We start from the raw sequence: 24,659 nt of genomic DNA on the forward strand, positions 1-24,659 counted from the left end.
TCCTGAAACTGTTTTAGAACTGCGCTGCATCGAGCAGGTAGAGGCTTTCGCTGCCCGCCTTGACTGACGCGCTCAGGGAGTGAATTCGCGGTAACAGGCGAGCGAAGTAGAAACGCGCAGTGCCCAGCTTGCTGGCGTAGAAGTCATCTTCCTGCTGTTTGCCCAGCGCCGCCCCGGCCATCCGTGCCCACATGTAAGCGTAGGCGGTATAGCCGAACACCTGAAGGTACTCGACCGAGGCTGCGCCGACTTCATTGGGGTTGTTTTGGGCGCGATCCAGCAACCAGGCGGTCAGTTCGTCCAGATTATCCAGGGCCGCGTTCAGCGGTTTGCAGAACTCGGCCAGCTCGGCACCAGCAGACGCGGTGAACTGACGCATCTCGTCGGCGAACAACCGGTAAAGTGCCCCGCCGCTGCCCACAGTCTTGCGCCCTGCCAGGTCCAGGGCCTGGATGCCATTGGTGCCTTCGTAGATCTGGGTGATGCGCACGTCGCGCACCAGTTGCTCCTGGCCCCATTCACGAATATAGCCATGACCGCCGAAGACCATCTGCCCGTGCAGCGTGGTTTCCAACCCCATATCGGTGAGAAACGCCTTGGCCACAGGGGTCAGCAGGGCTACCAAGTCTTGCGCGCGCTGGCGGGTGGCCGCGTCTTCGCTGTATTTGGCGGTGTCCAATTGCAGGGCCACGTAGCTGGAAAATGCCCGCCCACCCTCGTTCAACGCTTTCATGGTCAGCAGCATGCGGCGCACGTCCGGGTGCACGATGATCGGGTCGGCGGCCTGATGCAGATACTGCGCGCCGGACGGTGCACGACTTTGCAGACGCTCCCGAGCATATTCGACAGCGCCCTGATAAGAGCGCTCGCCCTGGGCCAGCCCCTGGATACCCACGCCCAGACGCTCGTAGTTCATCATGGTGAACATTGCCGCCAGGCCCTTGTTCGGTGCATCGATGATCCAGCCGGTGGCCTGGTCGAAGTTCATCACACAGGTGGCGGACGCCTTGATCCCCATCTTGTGCTCGATGGAGCCGCAGGACAGCGCGTTGCGCTGGCCCAAGGAACCATCGGCATTGACCATCACCTTGGGCACCAGAAACAGCGAGATACCTTTGGGCCCCGCGGGTGCATCCGGCAGGCGTGCCAGTACCAGATGAATGATGTTCTCGCTCAGATCATGCTCGCCGCCGGTGATAAACATCTTGCTGCCGCTGATCGCGTAACTGCCATCAGCCCGTGGCTCGGCGCGGGTGCGGATCAGCCCCAGGTCGGTGCCGCTGTGGGCCTCGGTCAGGCACATGGAACCGCTCCAGACCCCGGCATACAGGTTCGGCAGGTACTTTTGCTTCAACTCTTCGCTGGCATGGGCGTAAATCGACAGGCAGGCCCCGGCGGTCAACATCGGGTACAGGCCGAACGACAGGTTGGCCGAGTTGACCATTTCCTCGACCTGGGCGCTAATTGCCTTGGGCATGCCCATGCCACCGAACTGCGGAGCACCGCCGAGCCCCACCCAACCACCGGCGGCAAATGCCTGGTAGGCGGCGACAAAACCTTCCGGGGTTTTAACCCCCGCACTGCTCCAGGTACAACCTTGCTCATCGCCTGTCTGGCGCAGCGGCGCGATGATCCCGGCGCTGATCTTGCCTGCTTCCTCAAGGATCGCGGCAGCGGTTTGCTCATCCACCACCTCGGCCATACCTGGTAGTTGGGCCCAAAGCCTGGACACCTGAAAAACTTCATTTAGCACGAAACGCATGTCTCGCAGGGGAGCTGTGTATTCAGACATGATTGGCTTTCTCGGACAGTGTGCGGGCACGACGCATGCCCGGTTTTTGAATGTTGGCGGCCGGTTGCTCAGGGGCAACACGAGGGATAAACGCGGGGCCGCGCAACAGGAAATATGACAAGGCCGGAATCAGGATCAGCGCGCCCAGCATGTTCCACAGGAACATGAAGGTCAGCAGAATGCCCATGTCCGCCTGGAACTTGATCGGCGACCAGACCCAGCACACCACGCCAGCCGCCAGGGTAATGCCCACCAGCCCCACTACCCGACCGGTGAAGGACACCGCCTTGCGGTAGGCCTCGCCCAGTGACAGACCCTGGCGCTGGTAATGCAGTTGCACGCTGAGCAAATACAGCGCGTAGTCCACGCCAATCCCCACGCCGAGGGCAATCACCGGCAGGGTCGCGACTTTTACCCCGATGCCCATGAACACCATCAGGGCTTCGCACAGGATCGAGGTCAGCACCAGCGGCAGCAAGGCCACCAGCGTGGCGCGCCAACTGCGAAAGGTGATCAGGCAAAACAGCGTGACCGCCGCATACACGTAAAGGAGCATGGTGCGGTTGGCTTCGCGCACCACAATATTGGTCGCGGCCTCGATCCCCGCCGTACCGGCAGCCAGCAGGAACTGACGATCCGGGGTGCTGTTTTGTCTGGCGAAGGTGTCGGCAATGTTCACCACTGCGTCCAGGGTCTGGGCCTTGTGGTCCTTGAGAAAGGCAATCACCGGCATCAGCGAACAGTCGGTATTGAACAACTCCGGGGAATTGACCGAGGCCTGCTGGGCGGCATAGTTGAGCACGTCCTGATTACGCTGAATGCTGTTGAGCTTGGGGTTGCCTTCGTAGGAACCCGCCGTAATCTGGCGCACGGCGTTGACCAGCGACGACGTGGCCTGGACACCGGGCGACTGCTGTAACTCCCAGGCCAGTCGGTCGGCGAGAATCAGCGTCTGGTAATTCAGGCACCCTTCCGGCGCGGTCTTGATCATCACCGCGAACAGGTCGCTGGACAGTGCGTAGTGACTGGTGATGTAGGCGTTGTCACGGTTGTAGCGCGAATCGGCGCGCAACTCCGGAGCGCCGCTGTCGAGGTCGCCAATTTGCAGTTGCAGACTGACCACAAAGCCGCCAACACCCATCAGGAGCGCCACCAGCACCGCGCCTGTTGCCCATTTGCGTGTAGTGAAACGGTCGAGCAGATCCCAAAGCTTGCCGAACCCTTTGTGCCCGTCTGCCCGTGTTTCGAGCTTCAGCGCACGTTCGGCCGCCTTGCGCCCGACGCCTACATAGGACAGCGCCACTGGCATCAACAACAAAGAGGTAAAAATCAGCACCGCGACCCCGATACTCGCGGTGACGGCCAGGTCCTGGATCACCGGGATATCGATCAGCATCAACACCGCAAAACCCACCGCATCCGCCAGCAACGCGGTGACCCCGGCAATAAACAGGCGGCGGAAGGTATAGCGGGCGGCGATCAGCTTGTGGGTGCCACGGGCGATGTCCTGCATGATGCCGTTCATCTTTTGCGCCGCATGGGACACGCCGATGGCGAAGATCAGGAACGGCACCAGTACCGAGTACGGGTCAATCGCATAGCCCAGCCATGCAACGATACCCAGTTGCCAGACCACCGCGACCAGCGAACACCCCACTACCAGTAGCGTGCTGCGCACACAGCGGGTATAGCAGTAGATGATCAGCAGCGAAGTGAGCACCGCCAGGCCGAAGAACATCATGACCTGAATCAGGCCATCGATCAGGTCGCCCATCAGTTTGGCGAACCCAATCACCCGCACCTTGTACTGGCCCTTGCCCTCCTCCCCGGCCTTGCGGGCGGCACTGTCACCGGCGAATTCGATTTTGTCGCGCAACTGTTCCTCGAGCAAACGCGAGAACTGCTGGTAGTTGATGCCCTGGCCCGTGGCCGAGGTTTTATCCAGCAGAGGCACGATCAACATGCTGGATTTAAAGTCACTGGCTACCAGGCTGCCGACGATCCCGGCACGGCTGATATTCTGGCGTAGTTGCTCGATGTCGGCAGGCGAACCCCGATAAGTCCCGGGCATTACCGGGCCACCCTGAAAACCCTCTTCAGTGACTTCGGTCCAGCGCACGCCGGGGCTCCACAGCGATTTCATCCAGGCCCGATCAACCCCTTCAGTGATAAACAGTTGGTCGTTGACCTGTTTGAGAACCTCCAGATAAGCGGGGTCGAAAATATCCCCCCCGGTGTTCTCGACCACCACCCGTACCGAGTTGCCCAGGCCACGCAAGGATTGGCGGTTCTCCAGGTAGTTCTGGATATAGGGCTGGCTCTGGGGAATCATCTTTTCAAAACTGGGCCGCAACTCCAGACGTGTCACCGCCATATAGCCCAGCACCACCGTAATCAGTGCCATCAGCACCATGAACAGCGGGCGGTGGTTGAACACCAGCCGTTCCAGCAGGTTGCCGGATTGGCGATCGAAGTCACGCAGATCGTGGATCACCGGCATGCTGTCTTGCTTGATATTGCCCATGTCTGGGTTCTCGCTCTAGATTTTCGAGGTCTTACTTGCCGACCAGTGCCTGGGCACCACGGCTACCCACCACCACCCGCGAACCGTCGGCGGCCAAGGCAGCGCCAGCCACCGGCGGCAGGTTCTGCTGCGCCAGCGCCCGCAAGCCGCTGCCGCCCGCCTGGCTGACCAGCACGTGCCCGGCTTGGCTAAACAGCTCGTATTGACCTTGCGCATCGATGATCGCGGCCGTGATGCTGCTCTGCACCCCGCTGTTGAGCGGGCTCCAGTGCGCCCCGCCATCAGTGCTGCGCAGCACATTGCCGCGCAGGCCGTAGACGATCACTTCACCAGGCTTGCCGACCACCCCGAAAAAACTGCCCTGATACGGCGGCTGCAAGGCCGCGAACCGCTGCTGGTCAGCCTGCCATTTGAGCAGCAGGCCCTGCTCGCCGGCGATATACAGGCCGTCGCCGGTCGAGGCGATGGCATTCAGATGAAACCCCTGGGGGTTGTCGGTGCGGTCCTGAAACGGGGTCCAGCTCTGACCGCCGTCCTCGGTACGCAGGATCAGGTTGAAGACGCCAATCACATAACCGAGCCGGTCATTGGCGAACCACAGATCCAGCAACGGCTTGTCGGCGCCTTCTGCGGCCAGGCGCTGACCTTCGGCGACCAGCAATGGCCATTGCTCATTGGCCGGTTCGGCAGTTGCCAGCGCGGTGTAATGCCTGACCAGCAAATCGCCGATCTGGCGACCGTCCAGCTGTTTGCTCCAGGTGACGCCAGCGTCGCTGCTGTGCAGTACCACCCCATCATTGCCCACCGCCCAGCCCTGGCGGGGCGACGGAAAAAACACCGCATTCAGATCACTGCTCAGCGGCACGCTGGCTTGCACCCAGTGCTGGCCCGCATCATCGGAATACACAATGTGGCCGCGCTGCCCCACGCTGACCAATCGCTCACCTGCGCGAGCGATACCCACCAAAGGGCTGTGCACGGCCAAAGCACTGGGCTTGGCCGGCAGTTCCAGCACATCCACATAGCCCGCCGCCAGAGCGGCGACCGGCAACGGCGCGAGCATCGAACACAGCAGCACCCGCATGATTTTTTTCAAAGAACCCATACCGCACCTTCCAGGCAAGCGACGCCGGGCTGCGCCTGAGCACAACCCGGGGCCAGAGTCGGTCACTTAGCGAATCCCGGCCCCTGCCAGGGCGTCCGGTGCCCACTGCACTTTAGACAGGGTCTCGCTGTACTTGATGCCGCCGTACGGACCCACAATGCCGTTGATGTTGTAGTTGCCGCCCACCAGGTCATAGATCATGAAAGGTGTCGTGTCAGGGGTCTGCTTGTCGTAGCTCTGACTGAGAAAGGTGAAGGCGCCACGGTAGAGTTTGCCGCTCGAATCGTACTGATCGGAGGCCAGAGCGATCCAGCTGTCTTCATCCAGATAGAAGCGACGCTTGTGATAGATGTGGCGTGCACCGGGCTTGAGCGTGGCTTCCACCACCCAAACCCTGTGTTTCTCCCAACGCACATAGTCGGGGGCAAGGTGGTTGGGCGTTATCAGCAACTTGGCCTGCTGCGCGTACGTGAGTTTGTAGGTGTTGTAGGGCACGATCATTTCCTGCTTGCCCACCAGCTTCCAGTCGTAGCGGTCCAGCGCCCCGTTGAACACAAACGTATCGTCGTAGGTATTGGCTCCGGCCGTGCCGGGGTTGGGCGTGTCATAGGCCAGGTCCGGCGCCAGCTTGACTCGGCGCTGCCCCGGCAAGTACTGCCAGGCCTTGCGCGGCTGGGCCAGCGGGTCGGCGGAGTCCTTGAGCATGATTGCCTCGCCCGCACGCCGCGCAGGCCCGGTGTAATACAGCTTCATCTGGTAAAAAATATCGCTGCTGGCAACCGGCTTCGACATATTTTCGTAGATCGGATAATTCATGTACGCCAGCGCCGTGGTGGACAGTGTCGGCACCCCCGCAGCGTCTACGTTCCATGAATCGTACTTGGCATTGAAATTGGTACCCAGGTAGCGCAACAGGTGGTTCCACATGGCTTCGCTGCCGTTTTGCGGAATCGGAAACGGCACACCGGGCAGTACGTTATCGATGGCCAGGCCGCCGTTGAGACTCTTGGCATCGGTGGCATTTTTCAGGCTGTTGTCCAGCACCGTCTTGGGCAAGGCGACCGTGCGGTGGGTGGGGTACACATCGATACGATAGGTGGGGTAACGCTTGGCCAGTTCCACCGTGGTGGCAGTCAGCATTCCCTTGTACTGGTCGACGTTTTTACCATCGATAACCAGTACCGGCTTCTCATCGACAAAGGGGTCGGGCCGCATGTTTTCACCGGCCTTGAAACTGGCCGGAGGGGTGGTCAGTCCGCCCTTGTAGGCCGGGATCGAACCGTCGGCATTGCCCGCCATCTCGCCGCCGACTCCGGTCAGGCTGGTGCCCAGCCTTGCCGCGTCCTGAGCCGATACACCAGCCTGGGCCTGGGCGCTGATCACTGCAGCGAGGGACACTGCCAGTATGTTGTTTAGAAATCGCATCTGAATTCTCTCCACTTGTTTTTATAATTCGAGCGTCAATCAGAAGGTGGTCTTGAACGAGGCCGTGACCATGCCGCGGTCTTTCAACAGCGGCGACAGTCCGGCTTGGGAAGTGATCTGGCCGGGGATGCACTGGTACAGGCCATTGGCACCCGGGGTGTTGTTGTCGAAGCCGGTTTCACACGTATCGAAAGGGCCAAAAGCATCGACGTACTTGAGGTCCAGCTTGTACTTCTGATAGATATCCGCCGCGACGCCGATGGAGTAGCTGCCGGCATTTTCGTTGCCGCCCAGTTGCACCGCCGAGTTGCCCTTGAGGCCAACGTTGTAGGCCAGCGGCATATACATATCGACGCCCGGGAACACCTGAAACCAGGTCGGGGTCAGGTTGACCGCCAGGGTGTAGGCATTGGTGTCGACCTTATCGACGCCTCTGTAGCTGGAGTCGCCCTTGAAGGTCTGCTTGCCCTTGTCGACACTCACCAGATGGGTCATCGCACCTTCAACCGCCAGTGACGATGAGTCCCACAGCGGCGTCTTGCCAAAACTCATCAGGCCATTGAGCACAACATGCAAGGTCTTGCCCCGGGCAAGCCCGGTATCACCCTTGCCCGGTACGCCGCCAATCAGGTTGGCGCCGTTGACCAGCCCCGCCCCCGCCTGCGCCGCCAGCGTCGAGTTGATGGTGCTGAAGTTGCTCACCAGCGGCATGTTTTCGCGGTAGTTCAGGTCAAGCCCCACGCTGACCGGCCCCACGCCCTTCGACAGGCTGATGCCGTAGATATCGATGTCATCGGCATAGGCCGTCAGGTACTCGACGCCTTCCAGACCGGCCAGCCCCGGCAGGTGCAGGTTGGGCGCGTTGATCAGAACCGAGGGCATGGGGTCCGAGGTGTTGCGGTAGTAGAAGCCCAAGGTGCCGTCCAGCCACTCCGGGCTCCATTTAGCCATCAACCCGTAATCACCGGAGTTGCGCGGTTTGACATCATGCCCACGGGGGGCACCGTAGTAGGCACCGGCCCCACCCAGCAATCCCGGCACGGGCAACCAGAACACATCGGCGCCCTCGCCCAGCATGTCGTAGCCGCCCATATAGGTTCCGCCTTCAGGCAGGCGCGAGTTCTGGAACTCCAGGAAATACTGCGCGCCCAGGGTCAGCTCAGGGTTGACCGTGAAAGACACGGAGAGCTGGTTGCGCGGCAGGAACAGTTCCTTGGTTTCGGTGCCGGGTACGTTGTACAGCTTTGCCAGGTCAAGGGCCGACTGCCCGTAGTTGATACCGTTGGCCGCGTTGAACAGGGTTTCGCCCCAATACACGTTGTGCTTGCCGAGCTTGGCGCTGAGCATCGACTCGTCACCGATTTCGGTGCTGTAAAACACAAAGGCATCGAGGATTTCGCCGGACGGCCCGTTGTAATAACGGTCGGTGTAGTTGCTTAGCCCATGTTTGCGAGCGGTATGGCCGTTGAGCGAGTCACCGGGCTGAATCGCCCCTCCGCCAGCAGGTCGGGCCGCCACCAGATTACCGGCGTTGCCCGCCTGCCCCGGAAACGGATTGGAGTTGGAGCCCACATGGTCATACGCGTGGTCGTACCAGCTTGCGCCGCTGACCCGAAAGCCCATTTTCCCCTGATAGACAACATCCAGCTCGGTCAGCAAATCAACGCGCTGGGTGACGGCGCTGCCGACACTGAAGTTGTTGTCGCCGTCATTGAGGTTGGCGGTGTCGGCAATTTTCGAGTTCTGACTTTCAACCCGTTGCCCATAGCTGGCCTTGAGCGTGTTATCGAAGCGTACGGCCCAGTCTTCAGTGCCGTCGGTAAGTTCAAATCCTTGAGCTGCGGGCATGCAAGCGAGCAGCATGGCGCTGCTCAGCAGGCTGCGACCTGTGATGTTATGCATTACGTTGTCTCCGTTTTTCTTGTTTTTGTTTTTTGGTTTTAACAACGGCTCACACCCGGTCCTGGCGATGGTGCGAGCATATTTGAGGCAGGACATTCAGCGGGTTTGGCTAGCGATCCAGCGTGCGGATCAACTCATCGGCTTGTGGCCAGTCGCCGTAGCCAGCGGCAGGATTGAGATGACCTACCGCGCCCAGGTTGACCAATTCACTGCCCCAGCCCAAGGCCAGCCTGGTGACTGCCTGCAAGCTGGCAAGGTGGTCATTGGTGCTGGCCGCCACAATCGAGGGGAATGGCAGAGCCCCTTTGGGGAGCGGGTCCCAGCCATTGGCGCGCAGACTTTGCGAGGTCGGATAGCCTTGCGGCCAACTGGCCTCAAGGTCCGGCGGTGCAGCCAGCAAGGCGCCCTTGATCGGGCGCTGATGAACCGCCGCCCAGTGCGCAACCATCAGCACACCGGCACTGTGCGCCACTAGAATTACCGGGCCGCTGATGGTCTGCAGCTCGCGCTGAATTGCGTCCACGCGAGCCGCCAGGCTGAGTTTGTGTTCCTCCAGCGGTGGCACCGAGCGAACCTTGCCCAGCCGCGCCTGCAGTAGCGTCTGCCAATGCTGCGGCACGTGATCACGCAAGCCCGGAACAATCAAAACCGTGGTTTCACTCATCGATCCATTCACCCTTGAACATGCCATCGAACCGTTCGCCAACGCTGCGAACCCTGCTGACTGCACAGTAGATTTCGACTGCCCCCAACGCTTCACATTTGGCGTCAACCACTTCTCTTTTGATGACAGCGGGAGCGGATCACAGCGATGGTTTGCCCTTGGGTACTTTTCATTGCACGACCAAAGCTCTATAAATGCGCGGCAGTAGCGCTGGTGAGACCTCTTTTGTCACCCAAGGGAAGACATACACGCCATGACCGTTCTAGCCCGATCCGCCGCACTGACCAATTACCTGGAAGTGGCTCGCCATTTGCGGCTGAACGTGAACACGCTATTGGCTGATGCAGGCTTGAGCCCTGCAATCCTCAGCGACCCCAAGCAGCGCATTCCGGCCAATGCCGCTGTCACGCTGCTGGAGCACTCGGCGCAACAAAGCGGTTGTGAAACCCTGGGCCTGCGCATGGCCGAGTTGCGTCACTTGTCAGACTTCGGTGAAGTCAGCCTGCTGCTCAGCCACCAAAACAATCTGCGCGATGCCCTGCAAGTGATCGTGCAGTACCGTCACCTGCTCAACGACTCGCTGGCGATTTTCATTGAGGAGACCGGCAAGACCGTGATCATTCGTGAAGAGCTGATCACCGAGGTCGCCACAAGCAACCGCCAGGCCATCGAACTGGCCATCGCCGTCATGCATCGCTTTTGTGCCGCCCTGCTCGGCGCGCACTGGAGCCCGATCAATGTGTGCTTTACCCATGAAGCGCCAAGCGACCTGAGCGTGCATCGGCGGATTTTCGGCTGCAAGATTGAGTTCGGTTGCGAGTTCAACGGTATCGTTTGCCCCGCCACCAACCTCGACACTGCCAACCCGCTGGCCAATGAAGCAATGGCTCGGCATGCGCAGCGCTACCTGGATTCGCTGCAAGGCAAAAACAACGGTTCACTGGCGTTCGATGTGCGCAAATCAATCTACCTGCTGCTGCCCATGGGGCGCGCCACCATCGAACAGATTGCCCAGAGCCAAGGGATGAACGTGCGCACACTACAACGCCGTCTGGTAGAGGACGGGGCCAGTTTCAGCGAGTTGATCAATAGCGTGCGCCGCGACCTGGTCATTCGCTATCTGGAGAACCCCGGTTACTCGCTGGGCCGGATCACGGACATGCTCGGTTACTCCATGCCCAGTTCATTCACCCGCTGGTTTATTTCCCAGTTCGACATGCCCCCCGCTGCCTGGCGTAGCGAGCATAAAATCGCGCTGCGCAAAGACAACTGAGCACAAACAAAAAAACGCCCGCACGTGACCACGGGCGAGCGCAAAAGGAGCATCGGTTTACAGGCCCCAGCGCATCAATAGCAGCACCAGCACCACCAGAAATACCGTCTCCCCCAGCATCAGCAAAATAGGTTTGATGCCTACGGCCGCCAGTTCCTTGAGCTGGGTTTTCATGCCCAGGGCGCTGATTGCGACCACCAGGCACCAGCGCGACAGTTCATTGGTAAAGCCCTGCACCACCGGCGCCACCCAACCGGTGCTGTTGATACACGCCAGGATCAAAAAACCGACGGCAAACCATGGCAACAGTGGTGGGCGTTTGCCTGTGGGATCGGCGCCCTGCATACGAGTAATCATTGCGGCGCAGACGATCACCGGCAGCAGCATCGCGACCCGCATCAACTTGACCACGGTGGCGGTGTCGCCGGTCTCGGTGGACATGCTGTAGCCGGCACCGACCACTTGGGCAACGTCATGAATGGTCGCTCCCAGAAACACCCCGGACTGTTGCGGTGATAGTTCGAGCCAGTTGGCAATCATCGGATAGATGATCATGGCCATGGTCGACAACGCCGAGACGCCAATCACGGTAAACAGCGTGGCCCGCTCTTTCTGCGGATGGTTAGGCAAGGCCGCCGCCAGCGCCAATGCCGCGGAGGCACCGCAGATGGCCGTGGCACCACCGGTCAGCATGCCGAACAGGCGCTGAAAACCCATAGCCTTGGCCGCCACCACCGAGACCACGATGGTCACCAGCACGAGCGTCACCACCAGTACCACGGGTTTCCAGCCCAGCGCCGCAATCTGCTCCAGGGTGATGCGCATCCCCAGCAGTGCCACGCCTATGCGCAACACGGTACGCGAGGTGAACTCGATACCCGCCTTGCATGTGCCCTCCCCCGCAAGAAAGTTCAGCGCCATGCCCAGCAACAGGGCAAACAGCATCACCGGCGCACCGTAGTGCTCAGAAAGAAAACTCGCCGCTGCGGCGACCGTCAGGCTAACGATAAAACCGGGAGCCAGTTCCCGCACACGGCTGTGGGCGCAGGCCAAGGCGATAACACTCATACGGCAAGTTCCTTTGCAGCAAAGACAATAAATACCTGGCCGTCGATTACCTCGATCGGGTAGTTGGCGACTTTCAGGTGGGTGGAATTGAGCAGATAACCGCTGGCCAGATCAAAGCGCAGGCCGTGGGCACAGCACTGGATCACCCGGCCCTCAAGTCGGCCACCGCACAGCGAAGAGCCCTGATGCGGGCAACTGTCGTCGATGGCATAGAGCTGACCGGCGACATTGAACAGCGCCAGGCTGTTACCCGGGGGCTCGAACAGTGTGCGCATGCCGGGTGCCGGAACCTTCTCGGCGGGCACGGCAATTCGCATCACCGCGCTCACGACAGCACCTCGCAGGCAGGCTTGTGGGGTGTCTCAACCACCTCCTGAATCCTGGCGCTGGCCACATCGTTGAGGTAATGGTGGCGGGTGTAGAAGAACACTGCCGCTGCAGCGATGCTCATCAATGGCATCCACTGGAGTGCTCCATGCAGACCAATAACGTCCGAAACCCGGCCGGTGATAAAAGGTCCAGGAGCCAGGCCCAGCAGGTTGTTGGCCAGGGTCAGGGTGGCAAACGCAGTACCGTGCACCGAATAGTGGGTCAAGTTGGCAACCATAGCGGCGCAAGTACCGTTAGTGCCCGCCACCATCAACATGCCCATGCCGATCAGCACCAGTTGTACTGGCCCGGCAGGCAGGATCAACGCCAGCGACAGCAGCAGGCAGCTGCCCAAGCAGTAAGCGATGGATATCTCGATTTTGCGCAATGGTGACTGACGGCAAAGACGATCACTGAGCATCCCGCACAGGATTGCCCCGGCGCCACAACACAACACCATGATTGCCGCGACACTGCCCGCCCTGGCCTCGCCCATCGCGTAATAGCGATTCAGATAGCTGGGCATCCATACGATCAAGCTGCCCGTGACGGCCATCTGTAACCCGCTGCCCACATAGGCTGCGATCACCGAGCGGGTACTGTACAAGGTCCGCAGCGGACGTTTGAACACGGTCTTGCTCTGGTTCCTTAAGCTCGCCAGACGTTGTGGAGCGATGCGGGCTTCCTTGACGATCAACGGGTAAAGCACTGCCAGTACCAGACCAAACAGCGCCATGCTGGCGAACGACCAGCGCCAGCCCAGTTTGGCCGCGATGGCTCCGCCCAGGGCGATGCCGAGCACCGAACCAAACAGACCACCCGCCATAAAGGCACTGGCCAAGGTGGCACGCATGCTTTTGGGGAACACCGAGACCACCACGGCGATACCGACGCTACCGTAGGCCGCTTCGCCGACACCGACCATAAAGCGCGCAATCAGCATGTGCTGGTAATTCTGCGCCAGCGCGCAACCTAAAGTGGCCAGACTCCAAAGCAAGGCCATCAGAGCCAGGCTTTTGACTCGCCCAAAGCGGTCGGCCATCAGTGACAGGGGGAAGGTCAAAAGGCCGACCATCAGGGCAACGATGCCACTGAGCAGGCCCAGTTGGCTGTCACTCAGTGCCCATTCACTTTTGAGTGTCGGGAATACGGCATTGAGTACCTGGCGGGACATGTAATCAGAAATCAACAAGCCAAAAGTCAGCGCGAACACAATCCAGGCGTATTTGCGCGGGATACCGGCCGACGTGTCTTCTTCATCGCCCACAGTGCTGTGGTGATAGGCCATGCAGCCTCCTCGGTGTCTTGCACCTGTTTTTTATTGTTGTTTTTTGGTCCTGCGCAAGCAGGAAGCCTCGAGCTTCCTGCTTCATGTCACCTCACGCGCGACGCGGTACGCCTTTTTGCCCCGGCTTGCGGTTGGGCGCCATGCCGTTGGCCAGCAGGGTTTGTTCGACCGTCTCGTACTGCACCCCGATACGGTAGATGTCGCGGGCCTCTTTGCCGGTGGCGATCTCACGTCCCAGTTCGTGGGCGATGCGCACGGTCTGCTGGATCTGCTGCACGCTGGTAAAGCGTTTGCCGTGCTGGTCGATGATCGTGTCTTCAGTCCCCACGCGCGGGTGCAAGCCCATGGCCAAGGCGATGGTATTGAGCGGCAGCATGTTCTTGATCAGCGACTCGGAAGTCAGCGTGCAGCCATCCGGTACGCGATTGATAAAGTTGAACATATTGAACGGGTTGGGGCCGTCGAAACCGCCACCAATACCGATCCAGGTCAAGTTCAACGGACCTTTGTAGAGCCCCTTGCGCACCATGCGTTCCAGGGTTTCGTAGGCATGGATGCCGGTCAACTGGAAGTGCGGCTGGATATTGTTGGCCTGCAAACGCTTGAGGTGTTCGGTCACCCAGGCCGGACCTGCCGGAACCGTCATTTCGCTGTAGGCAGCTTCGTAAAGCGGATTGTCCAGGGAGGTGCCTTCGCGATACTCCGGGTACAGCAACTCCATGATGTTCATTTGAGTGGTGTTGATCGCTACCGTCACCTGATCCGGCCGAGGCGACAGCTCCGCGAGCATGTGCCGGGTGTCGTCGGACAGCCACAGGGCCGCTTCGCCATCGCTTTCAGGCGCGAAGGAAATCGAGCCGCCAACCTGGATAATCATGTCGGGCACGGCTTCACGCACACCGGCGATCAACTCGTTGAACTTGGACAAACGCTTGGAACCTTTGCCGTCCAGCTCGCGTACATGCAAGTGAAGTACGGTGGCGCCTGCTTCATAGCAGTCAACAGCCTTCTGTACCTGCTCATCCATGGTCACCGGAATATCTTCCGGAAAGTCTTCGGGCATCCACTCAGGGGCATAAGGGGCGACGGTAATAACCACCTTTTCCATGTTTTCGGGGTGCAGGGAATCGTCGAAAAATTGCATGTCGGTGTCCTTTTTATTGTTGTTCGCCCAACGGGCATTGATCTGGCTTCAGGTGAGGTTGTTCAGTCGGTAGTTGAGCCGCGGATCCCGGCGCGTTCCATTTTTCGATGGCACGCGGGGTAGTCCATCACCGCATAGTGCTGGGTACTGCGGTTGTCCCAGATAGCGATGCTGTTTGGCTTCCAGCGCCAGCGCACCTGGTATTCCGGAATGCTCGCCTGACCAATCAGGTAGCGCAGCAACTCGGACGCACCGTGGCTGAAGTCCTGGCCGTAACGCACGCGCTCGGCGGTGTGGTAGTTGCTGAAGTGGGTGGCGAATGAATTGACGAACAGCACTTTCTCGCCTGTCTCCGGGTGGGTACGCACCACTGGGTGTTCCGCATCCGGGTACTGGGCCTTGAGCGCCAGACGTTTTTCGATGGGCATCGCCGCGCCGAAACTGGCCTCGATGCTGTGCCGGGCACGCAGGCCCTCAAGCTTCGCTTTCACGTCGTTTGGCAAGCGTTCATAAGCCACCACCATATTGGCCCACATGGTGTCGCCCCCAACCGGCGGGCACTCGACACAGCGCAGTACGCAACCCATCGGCGGCTCATCGCGCCAGGTGGCATCGGTGTGCCAGCTGTTCTCGTAACGGTCAGCCGGACTGTCCGGGGTCTTGTAAATCTGCACCAGCCCGGGATGGTCCGGGTGGCTGCCAAGCACCGGATGGTTTTCCAGCTCACCGAAGCGCCGGGCGAAGGCCACGTGATCGGCGCGACTGATGTCCTGGTCCCTGAGGAACAGCACGCGATGCTTGAGCAACTGGGCACGGATCTCAGCGAACAGGCCCGCGTCATGCACGGCATCGGCAAGGTTGACGCCGGTAAGCTCGGCGCCAATGTGACAGGTAAGTTGTTCGACTTGCATGACGAATAACCTCCTTGGTCCTTAGATAACGAAGATCGACGAGCCAGTGGTCTTGCGCGATTCCAGGTCACGGTGAGCCTGGACGGCATCCTGCAAGCTGTAATGCTGGTTGATCTCGATCTTGATCCGGCCGCTGCCCACCAGATCGAACAGCTCACCGGCCAGGTCGGCCTTCTCTGCCGGGTCTGCGATGTAATCAGCCAATGCCGGGCGCGTCATGAACAGCGACCCTTTCATCGCCAGCAACGCCGGGTTAAATGCCGGGATCGGGCCGGAAGCGGTACCCACGCAGACCATCAGGCCGCGGCGTTTAAGCGAGTCCAGCGAACCCATAAAGGTACTTTGGCCCACGCTGTCGAACACCACGTTGACGCCCACACCATCGGTCACTTCGCGGACGCGGCTGGCAACATCCTCGTGACTGTAATTGATCACATGATCGCAACCATGGGCGCGGGCAACTTCGCCCTTGGCATCGCTGGACACGGTGCCGATCACTTTCAGGCCCAACAGCTTGGCCCACTGCGAAACGATCAGACCCACGCCACCGGCGGCGGCATGCAACAGGATGCTGTCCCCGGCCTTGAAGTCATGGATGCGGCGCATCAGGTAGGCAGACGTCAGCCCGCGCATGGTCATGGCTGCGGCTGTTTCGAAAGAGATGCTCTCCGGCAGTTTGATCAATGGCGCAGCCGAGATCAGGCGCTCGGTGCTGTAGGCACCCAGGGTGTTGAGGAAGCCGGTATAGGTGACACGATCCCCGACCGCGACATTGCTCACCCCCTCACCCACTGCGGCTACGATACCGGCCGCCTCAACGCCCATGCCGTTGGGCATCGGGATCGGGTAGGTGCCGTTGCGAAAATAGGTATCGGCATAATTGAGGCCAACGGCGACGTGACGCAGCCGAACCTCACCCGGGCCCGGGTCACCGACTTCCACCTCCTCGAAGCGCAGCACCTCGGGACCACCGGTTTCGTAAAAACGTACGACTTGGGCCATGCTTTTGTTTCTCCAATCAGCGTTCTGAGCGCACTACGGCGATTTACGTTGACTGGAATGTAAACAACGGGGGGGTCAGGTGCTTCTCATCAGACGACAACGACTTCTCTTTTCATGACAGTTGACGAGTAGAACGAGGCTACAAACGATTGATACACAACAAGTCGGCGCCTACTCAAAATCACTGGCTACCCGCCACTTACCCAGCAAGCTGTCAAACATCGCCTGGGCCGCGGCCGACAACTCATGACCGGGCTTGGTCAGTATGCCTATGGCCCGCTCCACCACCGGTTCATGCAGGGTGATGCAACACGCGCCGAGTTCGCGCATCTGCTCGGCGCACAGGGCCGGTACTGCGCTGACGCCCAGCCCGCTGGCGACCATGCGCCCCACCGTGGCCAGTTGATGACTCTCGAACTCAACCGGCAACTTCATCTGCCGTGCCTGCAGGTGTTCCTCAAGCATCACCCTTACCGCAGAGGGCCGTTGCAAGGTAATGAACGGCTGTTGGAGCAGGGTTTTCCAGTCAATCAGCGAGCGCCCTGCCAACTCGGACTCTCGAGGCACCACCGCAACAAAACGGTCCAGATACAACGGGGTAAACGTCAACGACGAACCGGCAGCAGGCTCAAAAGCCACGCCCAGTTCCACCTGCCGGTCACGCACCATTTCCAGCACTTGCTCGTTGATCACGTCATTCACCGTGACGTTGACCTTGGGATAGCGCACGCGAAAACTCTTCAAAATAGCTGGCAGCACGTTGCCCGAAAACGAAGGAATGGCCGCCAGGGTCACGCGCCCACGTTGCAGGGTGAAGCGCTGGCGCATCTCATCCTCGGCATTGTCCCAGTCGGCGATCAGGCGCCGGGCCAGCGGCAGCAGCGATTCGCCTTCCGAGGTAAGGGCCACATTGCGCGTGGTCCGGCTGAACAAGCGCCCGCCCAAGCCCTCCTCCAATGCTTTGATGGTCAGGCTCAAGGCAGACTGCGATAGATGCAGGCGCTCGCAGGCCACGGCAAAACTCAGGCTCTGGGCCACAGCAAGGAAAGCGCGGATCTGTTTCACGGTCATGGGCTTGGTCTCAAAATGATTAATTCATTTTACCTATTAATAAACATTAAAAATCAACTTAACAAATCAATCCCGTGCGGTAACACTCGCTACAAATGGCTAAGCACAGCCCACAAACAATAAAAGAGGTGCATATGGCAGGTTTCGACAAGCGCGTGGCGTCCTACGAGGAAGCCCTGGCCGGTCTCAAGGACGGCATGACTGTGATCTCTGGCGGCTTTGGCCTGTGCGGGATCCCGGAGAACCTGATCAACGAGATCAAGCGCCAGGGTATCCGCGACCTGACCGTGGTTTCAAACAACTGTGGGGTTGACGGTTTCGGTCTCGGTGTACTGCTCGAAGATCGCCAGATCAGCAAGGTGATCGCCTCGTATGTGGGTGAAAATGCCCTGTTCGAAAAGCAGCTGCTGAGCGGCGAAATCGAGGTGGAATTGACCCCTCAAGGCACCCTCGCCGAAAAAATGCGCGCTGGCGGTGCCGGTATCCCGGCATTTTTCACCGCCACCGGCGTCGGCACGCCCGTGGCCGACGGCAAGGAAACCCGTGAATTCAAGGGCCGCGCCTACCTTATGGAAGAGTCCATCACCGGCGATTTCGCCATTGTCAAAGGCTGGAAAGCCGACCACTTCGGCAACGTGATCTACCGCCACACTGCACAGAACTTCAACCCGCTGGCCGCCACTGCGGGCAAGATCACCGTGGTTGAAGTCGAAGAAATCGTCGAACCCGGCGAGCTGGACCCGACGCAGATCCACACCCCAGGCATTTACGTCGACCGGATCATTTGCGGCACGTTCGAAAAACGTATCGAACAGCTCACCGAGCGTTCCTGATCCCCACCTGAATTTGCCCAAGCCCCAGCTCAAAGCTCTTGACCCGGAGCACGGAGAATAAAAATGGCTCTTTCCCGCGAACAAATGGCTCAGCGCGTCGCCCGCGAAATGCAGGACGGCTTCTACGTAAACCTCGGTATCGGCATCCCGACCCTGGTGGCCAACTACATCCCCGAAGGCATGGAAGTCATGCTGCAATCAGAAAACGGCCTGCTTGGCATGGGCGCATTCCCCCGCGTCGGTGAAGCGGATGCCGACATGATCAACGCCGGCAAACAAACCGTCACCGCCCGTACGGGCGCGTCGATTTTCTCCTCGGCCGAATCGTTCGCGATGATTCGCGGCGGCCATATCGACCTCACCGTACTCGGCGCTTTCGAGGTCGACGTACACGGCAACATCGCCTCCTGGATGATTCCCGGCAAGATGGTCAAGGGCATGGGCGGCGCGATGGACCTGGTGGCGGGCGCGGATAACATCATCGTCACCATGACCCATGCCTCCAAGGACGGAGAGTCAAAATTGCTCTCGCGGTGCAGCCTGCCGCTGACCGGCGCCGGGTGCATCAAACGCGTACTGACCGACCTTGCCTACCTGGAAATCGACAACGGTGCGTTTATCCTCAAGGAACGCGCACCCGGCGTCAGTGTTGACGAGATCATCCGCAAAACCGCGGGCAAGCTGATCGTTCCGGACCACGTACCGGAAATGCAATTCGCCTGAACCGGCCATTTTTAGGAGAGATTTGATGCAAGAAGTCGTCATTGTCGCCGCTACTCGTACGGCGATTGGCAGTTTTCAGGGCGCGCTGGCCAATATCCCGGCAGCCGAACTCGGCGCTGCGGTGATCCGTCAGTTGCTGGCAAAAACTGGCCTCAAGGGTGATCAGGTAGATGAAGTAATCCTCGGCCAGGTGCTGACCGCAGGCTGCGGGCAAAACCCGGCACGTCAGGCGTCGATCCTTGCCGGGCTGCCCCACACGGTCCCGGCACTGACCCTCAACAAACTCTGCGGTTCCGGCCTCAAGGCCTTGCACCTGGCGACCCAGGCGATTCGTTGCGGCGATGCCGAGGTGATTATCGCCGGTGGCATGGAAAGCATGAGCCTGGCGCCCTATGTGCTGCCTGCCGCTCGCACCGGCTTGCGGATGGGCCATGCGAAGATGCTCGACAGCCTGCTGCACGACGGTTTGATGGACGCTTTCAACGATTACCATATGGGTATCACTGCCGAGAATCTGGCAGAGAAATACCACCTCAGCCGTGAACAACAGGACGCTTTCGCCGCCGCCTCGCAACAAAAAGCCAGCGCGGCCATCGAATCCGGGCGCTTCGCGGACGAGATCACGCCGATCCTGATTCCACAGCGCAAGGGCGATCCACTGTCCTTCGAGGTCGATGAACAACCCCGCGCCGGGATCACTGCCGAGTCGCTGGGCAAGCTCAAACCAGCATTCAAGAAAGACGGCAGCGTCACCGCCGGCAACTCCTCGACCATCAATGATGGCGCCGCAGCCGTGGTGCTGATGAGTGCCGACAAGGCCAAGGCCTTGGGCCTGCCGGTACTGGCCCGGATCGCCGGTTATGCCAGCGCCGGTGTCGACCCGGCAATCATGGGTATCGGCCCGGTAGCGGCGACCCGCACTTGCCTGAGCAAGGCTGGCTGGGACCTCAACCAACTGGACCTGATCGAAGCCAACGAAGCCTTCGCCGCGCAATCGCTGGCGGTGGGCAAAGAGCTGGAATGGGATATGGCCAAGGTTAATGTCAACGGTGGCGCCATTGCTCTGGGCCACCCGATCGGGGCCTCAGGTTGCCGTGTGCTGGTGTCGCTGCTGCACGAGATGATCAAGCGCGACGCCAAAAAAGGCCTCGCCACCCTGTGCATCGGCGGCGGCATGGGCGTGGCCCTGGCCATCGAGCGCAGCTAAGGTGTAAAGCGTTCAAACAGCCAGCGTGCGGACCCACGATATCCAAGCGTTGGCTGGCACTACTCCCGGCGTGACTTCGGTCACGCCGGGTTTTTTTTGACCCGGGTTTGCTCGGGAGCAATCACCTGACCATCGTCAGTGACAGGTTGCATCAGGCCCAGCGGCAGGCCTGTGGCGCTGTCCACCAACTGCGAACGCGCCTCTTCGGGCTCGAACAAGTACTGCTCGGCCCATTGCCGAAATGCAACGACCACCGAGAACAGGCTCTCGCCCTTCGCCGTCAGCACGTACTCCTGGTACGAGGTCCCGTCTGATGCCGGGCGCACTTCAAAAATACCGGCCTCAACCAGGTTTTTCAGGCGATTGGTCAATACGCTGCGCGCAACCCCCAGACCACTCTGGAAATCACCGAAACGCCGAACGCCATCAAACGCGTCGCGCACAATCAGCAACGACCAGCGATCGCCGATCAAGTCCACAGACCTGGCCACCGGACAGGTTGGCGCTGGATCAATGTGCTGCTTGGCCATACAGGCTCCTTTGCTTGCCTCGGAAATCAGATTGACTTCACGCAACAAGTTTTATTTTAAGACTGGTTAGCCTAGAATGAAACAAGTCTTATTTTGAGACTAGATTGCCAAGAGGTTTGCCCGTGCACAGTGATCATGTTTACCCAGCCCCTGCGGCAACTCCACGCGGGCTGGTCGCGCTGCTTGCCTGCGCCAGCGGGCTGAGCGTGGCCAACGTTTATTACGCCCAGCCGTTGCTGGATCAACTGGCTGCCGACTTTGCCATCAGCCCTGGCGCCGTTGGCGGGGTAATTACTGCCACCCAAATCGGCAGTGTACTGGCCTTGCTGCTGGTCGTGCCGCTGGGTGACCAGATCAACCGCCGCCGCTTGATGTTGGCCCAGATTGGCGCATTGATCGCGGCACTATTTTGCGTCGGCGCAACCCACTCCCCCGCGATCCTGCTTTTAGCCATGCTCGCGGTCGGGCTGTTGGGAACCGCCATGACCCAGGGTCTGATTGCCTTCGCCGCCACCTCGGCCCTGCCCCAGGAACGTGGCCGGGTGGTCGGCACAGTTCAAGGCGCCGTTGTGATTGGCCTGTTGCTGTCACGGTTGGCTGCCGGGCTGATCTCGGACCTGGCCGAGTGGCGTTGGGTTTATCTGGGTTCAGCGCTGGTGATGACGGTGCTCGGCTTGATCCTTTGCAGCGTCTTGCCGACGCAGCGACCTTCAGCCGCCCCGATGCCGTATCCACGACTGGTTTGGTCAATGTTTACGTTGCTCAAACAAGACCGCGTACTGCAAATCCGCGGCATGCTCGCGTTGTTTATTTTTGCGGTGCTGGGCATTTTCTGGAGCGCCTTGGTGTTTCTCCTGACCCGGACGCCCTACGAGTTTTCGCACACCGCCATTGGCACATTCGGTCTGGTCGGTGTAGTGGGCGCGCTCGCCGCCACGCGCGCAGGCGTGTGGGCAGATAAAGGCCTGGGCCAATGGACAACCGGTGTATCACTGGGGTTGCTGATACTGGCCTGGTTTGCCCTGTGGCTCACCCCTTACTCGATGCTGTGGCTGGTCATCGGGGTGGTCATCCTCGACCTCGGCGCGCAGGCCATTCATGTGACCAACCAAAGCATGATCTTCAGTGCAAGTCCCGACTCACATAGCCGGATCGTGGGTTGCTACATGCTCTTTTATGCCGTCGGCAGCGGGCTGGGAGCACTGGCATCCACAGCCCTTTACGCAGCTTACGGTTGGACTGGCGTGTGCGTGCTTGGCGCCGGTGTCAGCGTGATAGCACTGGGGTTTTGGGCCGTGACATTGCGTTATATCCCTGGGACGGCTGAGCAACCGGCAACTTGTACTTAAAGACCTGCATCGGTGCCTGTCCTGTTATAGCTGCTCACATATCCACCCTGCTTCGATGAATCCCGGTTGCTAGTCTTTTTCCAGACAACCGGCGCGCAGCCACACCCACTCATCGGAGAATAGGATGCAGGCACGTATCAGTACTTGCCATCTGTCTCCAAATAGAGACAATCACTTATGAATCATGAAATACAGCAAACCAGGGTATTTGCTCTTTGGCTGCTGAATGTAAGAGATTTGCGTGCACGCATTGCCATCGCACGACGGATTGACCGGGTAATAACGGGCAACCTTGGAGACTTTAAATCCGTAGGCGATGGCGTATCCGAGCTGCGCATTGATGTCGGAGCCGGCTATCGCGTTTATTTCACCCTGCGCGGCGGCTCGATCGTGATTTTGCTGGCCGGGGGTGACAAGTCCACACAGCCTGCCGATATCCGCCAGGCAAAAAAATGGCAAAGGAGATATAGCATGACCACTACACTGCTGCCGTTTGATATGGCAGAACTGCTGAACACCGACGAAGCCATCACTGAATACCTGACACAAGTGCTGGCCGAAGGCGATACTGACGAGCTTATCCGTGCCGTTGGCTACGTAGCAAAAGCCCGAGGTATGGCGCACATTGCAAATGACACAGGCCTTGGCCGTGCCAGTTTGTACAAAGCCTTCGCTCCGGGTGCCAAGCCCCGGTTTGAAACCGTGATTAAAGTGATGCATTCCTTGGGTATTGATTTGCAAGCAACAGCTCAACGCAGCAAACCCCGTAAATCCATGCCAACTACACGCTGACTAACCGCCTCGTCACAAGCGTTCACATATCCGCCCTATCGTGCCAAATGGCCGGCAGCTAGTCTTTTTTGGTGCAGTTGCGCCCACAGAGCTGCGCGTCCCCTTCCAAAAATAAAGGCACGCACATGAACAACACTCTTCACGCTTTTTTCCTGCTGCTGACAACCTTGCCCATTGGCGTTCAAGCGCATGAGTCTGAATCACTGACCCTTGTCACCCTCGCGGACGGCAACCGTGGGATCAAGAATGCTGTCGACATCGGCCCACCAGGTCCCTCGCAAGGCGATCTGTTTGTATTTGACCAACCCCTGATGAACGAAGCGCATCAGGATATCGGCACCAACAGTGGCTACTGCATCAATACAGTGCCCGCGGTTCACAGCCAGTGCCAATGGACCCTGTCCTTCACCGACGCTGCGGGAAAAGTTGAAGCCAGCATTGTTGTGGCAGGCCAAGAGCATGAGGTCGGCACATCGGTGGTGGCGGTCATTGGCAGCACCGGGAAATACGCAGGCTTTACGGGTGAAATGAGTACGCAACCGAAGCCGGATGGCACCTTTAGCCAGACACTCAAGCTGGTGCGTCAGGGCCCAACGCCGCAGTGACCTCTACTTGACCAAACGGACTTCCTTGGACGGCCGGTAGCCAAAGTAGGCGCTGTAGCACTTGCTGAAATGACTGGGCGACACAAAGCCGCAGGCCACCAGCACATCGACCTGGGACAACTCGGTGTGTTGCAGTAACCGGCGCGCTTCGGTGATGCGCAGCTCAAGGTAATAACGTTGTGGCGTGGTGCCCAGCTGCTCCTTGAACAGACGCTCGAGCTGACGCCGGGAGCGCCCGACAAACACGGCCAGTTGCTCAAGCTCCAACGGCTCTTCAAGGTTGGCATCCATCAGTTTCACCACTTCACGCAGCGGCGCACTGACGCAGATATTTTGCACCGGTTTGATCCGACGATAACGGGACTCTTCGAACGCCAGAATATCCTCGATGCCCTCGACCAGTGCCTTGTCGTGCAGCCCCTTGATCCAGCCCAATGCCATCTGGAAGGCTCCGGCAGGGCTTGAAGCGGTCAGGCGGTCGCGGTCAATAACGTAGGGCTCACTGGTAACCTGTGCCGCCCTGGCCACTTCAGCCAGAGCGGGTCGATGTTCGGGGTGAATCGCACATCTGTAGCCGTCCAGCAGCCCGGCACTGGCCAGGAACCAGGCACCGTTCCATAACCCACCCAAGGTGATGCCCGCGTTTGAAGCGGCGCGGAGCAAGCCGATCAGTTCGTCGCTGATCTTCAGCTCTGTCCTGTAGCCACCACAAATCACCAGCAGGTCCAGCTCATTGATCATCGAAGGATCAATCCGCGCATCGGGCCGGATCACCAGGCCCAGATCGCTGACTACTTCGCTGTCGCTCAGGCCATAGGTGCGTGCCGAAAACAAGTCGGCGCGCAGCAGGTTGGCGGTAATGATGCTGTCCAGAGCCTGGGTAAAGGCCGGTAGCGAAAAGTGCTCGAGCAGCACAAAACCGGTACGAACCATTGGGCCTGTCTCAGCGGGGCTGTCTTTGAGATAGCGCAGGTTTTTGCCCTTCATGCCTGTGCTGAACTGACGTCGCTCGATCAAGGTCCGATCCATTTTTGTGCATTTATAAGGCGTAATGCTACCCGCCAGCAGGCGAAAAAGCTCCT

General features: G+C 59.6%; 22 protein-coding genes and 1 pseudogene. 8 read left to right on the forward strand and 15 right to left on the reverse strand.

What is annotated here, in order from left to right; translation table 11 throughout:
* Positions 1–13: 13 nt before the first annotated feature.
* From U5A05_RS13900 to U5A05_RS13925, 6 genes are all read right to left on the reverse strand, one after another.
* Entirely contained in the window at positions 14–1,792 is a 1,779-nt protein-coding gene (locus U5A05_RS13900) for an acyl-CoA dehydrogenase C-terminal domain-containing protein (protein ID WP_321833425.1), read from the reverse strand.
* A complete protein-coding gene (locus tag U5A05_RS13905) occupies positions 1,785–4,316 on the reverse strand; it encodes an efflux RND transporter permease subunit (RefSeq protein ID WP_321833427.1) in 2,532 nt (843 codons plus the stop codon). Before U5A05_RS13905 ends, U5A05_RS13900 begins: the two co-directional genes overlap by 8 nt.
* A gap of 31 nt (positions 4,317–4,347) precedes the next feature.
* On the reverse strand, positions 4,348–5,421 hold the full coding sequence (locus U5A05_RS13910; RefSeq protein ID WP_261738487.1) for a WD40/YVTN/BNR-like repeat-containing protein: 1,074 nt from the start codon (positions 5,419–5,421) through the stop codon (positions 4,348–4,350).
* Between the two features lie 66 nt (positions 5,422–5,487).
* Positions 5,488–6,846 (reverse strand): DUF1329 domain-containing protein, encoded by a 1,359-nt coding sequence (locus U5A05_RS13915; RefSeq protein ID WP_261738488.1) that lies wholly within the window; start codon positions 6,844–6,846, stop codon positions 5,488–5,490.
* 39 nt (positions 6,847–6,885) lie between these two features.
* Complete coding sequence (locus U5A05_RS13920) at positions 6,886–8,748, reverse strand: DUF1302 domain-containing protein (protein WP_321833430.1); 1,863 nt, start codon at positions 8,746–8,748, stop codon at positions 6,886–6,888.
* A 109-nt stretch (positions 8,749–8,857) separates the two neighbouring features.
* Positions 8,858–9,412 carry an RBBP9/YdeN family alpha/beta hydrolase gene (locus U5A05_RS13925; protein WP_261738490.1) on the reverse strand — a complete coding sequence of 185 codons (555 nt, stop codon included), beginning with the start codon at positions 9,410–9,412 and terminating at the stop codon, positions 8,858–8,860.
* A gap of 253 nt (positions 9,413–9,665) precedes the next feature.
* On the opposite strand from U5A05_RS13925, the gene U5A05_RS13930 reads away from it, so the two are divergent.
* Positions 9,666–10,685, forward strand: coding sequence for an AraC family transcriptional regulator (locus tag U5A05_RS13930; RefSeq protein WP_261738491.1), 1,020 nt, complete (start codon positions 9,666–9,668; stop codon positions 10,683–10,685).
* Positions 10,686–10,742: 57 nt separating this feature from the next.
* Here U5A05_RS13930 and U5A05_RS13935 read toward each other — a convergent pair whose 3' ends face one another.
* From U5A05_RS13935 to U5A05_RS13965, 7 genes are all read right to left on the reverse strand, one after another.
* A complete protein-coding gene (locus tag U5A05_RS13935) occupies positions 10,743–11,753 on the reverse strand; it encodes a YeiH family protein (RefSeq protein ID WP_261738492.1) in 1,011 nt (336 codons plus the stop codon).
* Complete coding sequence (locus U5A05_RS13940; protein WP_321836515.1) at positions 11,750–12,070, reverse strand: Rieske (2Fe-2S) protein; 321 nt, start codon at positions 12,068–12,070, stop codon at positions 11,750–11,752. The genes U5A05_RS13935 and U5A05_RS13940 overlap by 4 nt, the downstream gene beginning before the upstream one ends.
* 8 nt (positions 12,071–12,078) lie before the next feature.
* Positions 12,079–13,410 (reverse strand): MFS transporter, encoded by a 1,332-nt coding sequence (locus tag U5A05_RS13945; RefSeq protein WP_321833437.1) that lies wholly within the window; start codon positions 13,408–13,410, stop codon positions 12,079–12,081.
* Between the two features lie 91 nt (positions 13,411–13,501).
* Positions 13,502–14,554, reverse strand: coding sequence for a beta-keto acid cleavage family enzyme (locus U5A05_RS13950; RefSeq protein ID WP_261738494.1), 1,053 nt, complete (start codon positions 14,552–14,554; stop codon positions 13,502–13,504).
* A gap of 62 nt (positions 14,555–14,616) precedes the next feature.
* Entirely contained in the window at positions 14,617–15,465 is an 849-nt protein-coding gene (locus tag U5A05_RS13955) for a TauD/TfdA dioxygenase family protein (protein ID WP_261738495.1), read from the reverse strand.
* 21 nt (positions 15,466–15,486) lie between these two features.
* Positions 15,487–16,467, reverse strand: a complete 981-nt coding sequence (locus U5A05_RS13960) for a quinone oxidoreductase family protein (RefSeq protein WP_261738496.1) — start codon at positions 16,465–16,467, stop codon at positions 15,487–15,489.
* A 171-nt stretch (positions 16,468–16,638) separates the two neighbouring features.
* Positions 16,639–17,538, reverse strand: coding sequence for a LysR family transcriptional regulator (locus U5A05_RS13965; RefSeq protein WP_321833441.1), 900 nt, complete (start codon positions 17,536–17,538; stop codon positions 16,639–16,641).
* A gap of 134 nt (positions 17,539–17,672) precedes the next feature.
* Here U5A05_RS13965 and U5A05_RS13970 point away from each other — a divergent pair, with 134 nt between their 5' ends.
* From U5A05_RS13970 to U5A05_RS13980, 3 genes are all read left to right on the forward strand, one after another.
* Positions 17,673–18,371: a CoA transferase subunit A gene (locus tag U5A05_RS13970; protein ID WP_261738498.1), complete on the forward strand. Its 699-nt coding sequence runs from the start codon at positions 17,673–17,675 to the stop codon at positions 18,369–18,371.
* Positions 18,372–18,434: 63 nt separating this feature from the next.
* Positions 18,435–19,094: a CoA transferase subunit B gene (locus tag U5A05_RS13975; RefSeq protein ID WP_261738499.1), complete on the forward strand. Its 660-nt coding sequence runs from the start codon at positions 18,435–18,437 to the stop codon at positions 19,092–19,094.
* Positions 19,095–19,119: 25 nt separating this feature from the next.
* Entirely contained in the window at positions 19,120–20,301 is a 1,182-nt protein-coding gene (locus U5A05_RS13980; protein WP_261738500.1) for an acetyl-CoA C-acetyltransferase, read from the forward strand.
* Positions 20,302–20,381: 80 nt separating this feature from the next.
* Here U5A05_RS13980 and U5A05_RS13985 read toward each other — a convergent pair whose 3' ends face one another.
* On the reverse strand, positions 20,382–20,831 hold the full coding sequence (locus tag U5A05_RS13985) for a winged helix-turn-helix transcriptional regulator (RefSeq protein ID WP_321833447.1): 450 nt from the start codon (positions 20,829–20,831) through the stop codon (positions 20,382–20,384).
* A 122-nt stretch (positions 20,832–20,953) separates the two neighbouring features.
* Between U5A05_RS13985 and U5A05_RS13990 the strand changes: the two genes are divergently transcribed.
* The 4 genes and pseudogenes from U5A05_RS13990 (at position 20,954) to U5A05_RS14005 (ending at position 23,577) form a co-directional block, all read left to right on the forward strand.
* Positions 20,954–22,180 carry an MFS transporter gene (locus tag U5A05_RS13990; RefSeq protein WP_321833449.1) on the forward strand — a complete coding sequence of 409 codons (1,227 nt, stop codon included), beginning with the start codon at positions 20,954–20,956 and terminating at the stop codon, positions 22,178–22,180.
* Positions 22,181–22,357: 177 nt separating this feature from the next.
* Positions 22,358–22,633, forward strand: a pseudogene (locus U5A05_RS13995) (type II toxin-antitoxin system RelE/ParE family toxin); the annotation flags it as partial.
* Between the two features lie 18 nt (positions 22,634–22,651).
* On the forward strand, positions 22,652–22,972 hold the full coding sequence (locus U5A05_RS14000; protein ID WP_321836516.1) for an addiction module antidote protein: 321 nt from the start codon (positions 22,652–22,654) through the stop codon (positions 22,970–22,972).
* Positions 22,973–23,097: 125 nt separating this feature from the next.
* Entirely contained in the window at positions 23,098–23,577 is a 480-nt protein-coding gene (locus U5A05_RS14005) for a hypothetical protein (RefSeq protein ID WP_321833451.1), read from the forward strand.
* Between the two features lie 3 nt (positions 23,578–23,580).
* On the opposite strand, the gene U5A05_RS14010 is transcribed toward U5A05_RS14005, so the two are convergent.
* Positions 23,581–24,606 carry a GlxA family transcriptional regulator gene (locus U5A05_RS14010; protein WP_261738506.1) on the reverse strand — a complete coding sequence of 342 codons (1,026 nt, stop codon included), beginning with the start codon at positions 24,604–24,606 and terminating at the stop codon, positions 23,581–23,583.
* Positions 24,607–24,659 lie beyond the last annotated feature (53 nt).

It is taken from the genome of Pseudomonas kulmbachensis (genome assembly GCF_963681935.1).
In the GTDB taxonomy this organism is placed as follows: Bacteria; Pseudomonadota; Gammaproteobacteria; order Pseudomonadales; family Pseudomonadaceae; genus Aquipseudomonas; species Aquipseudomonas kulmbachensis.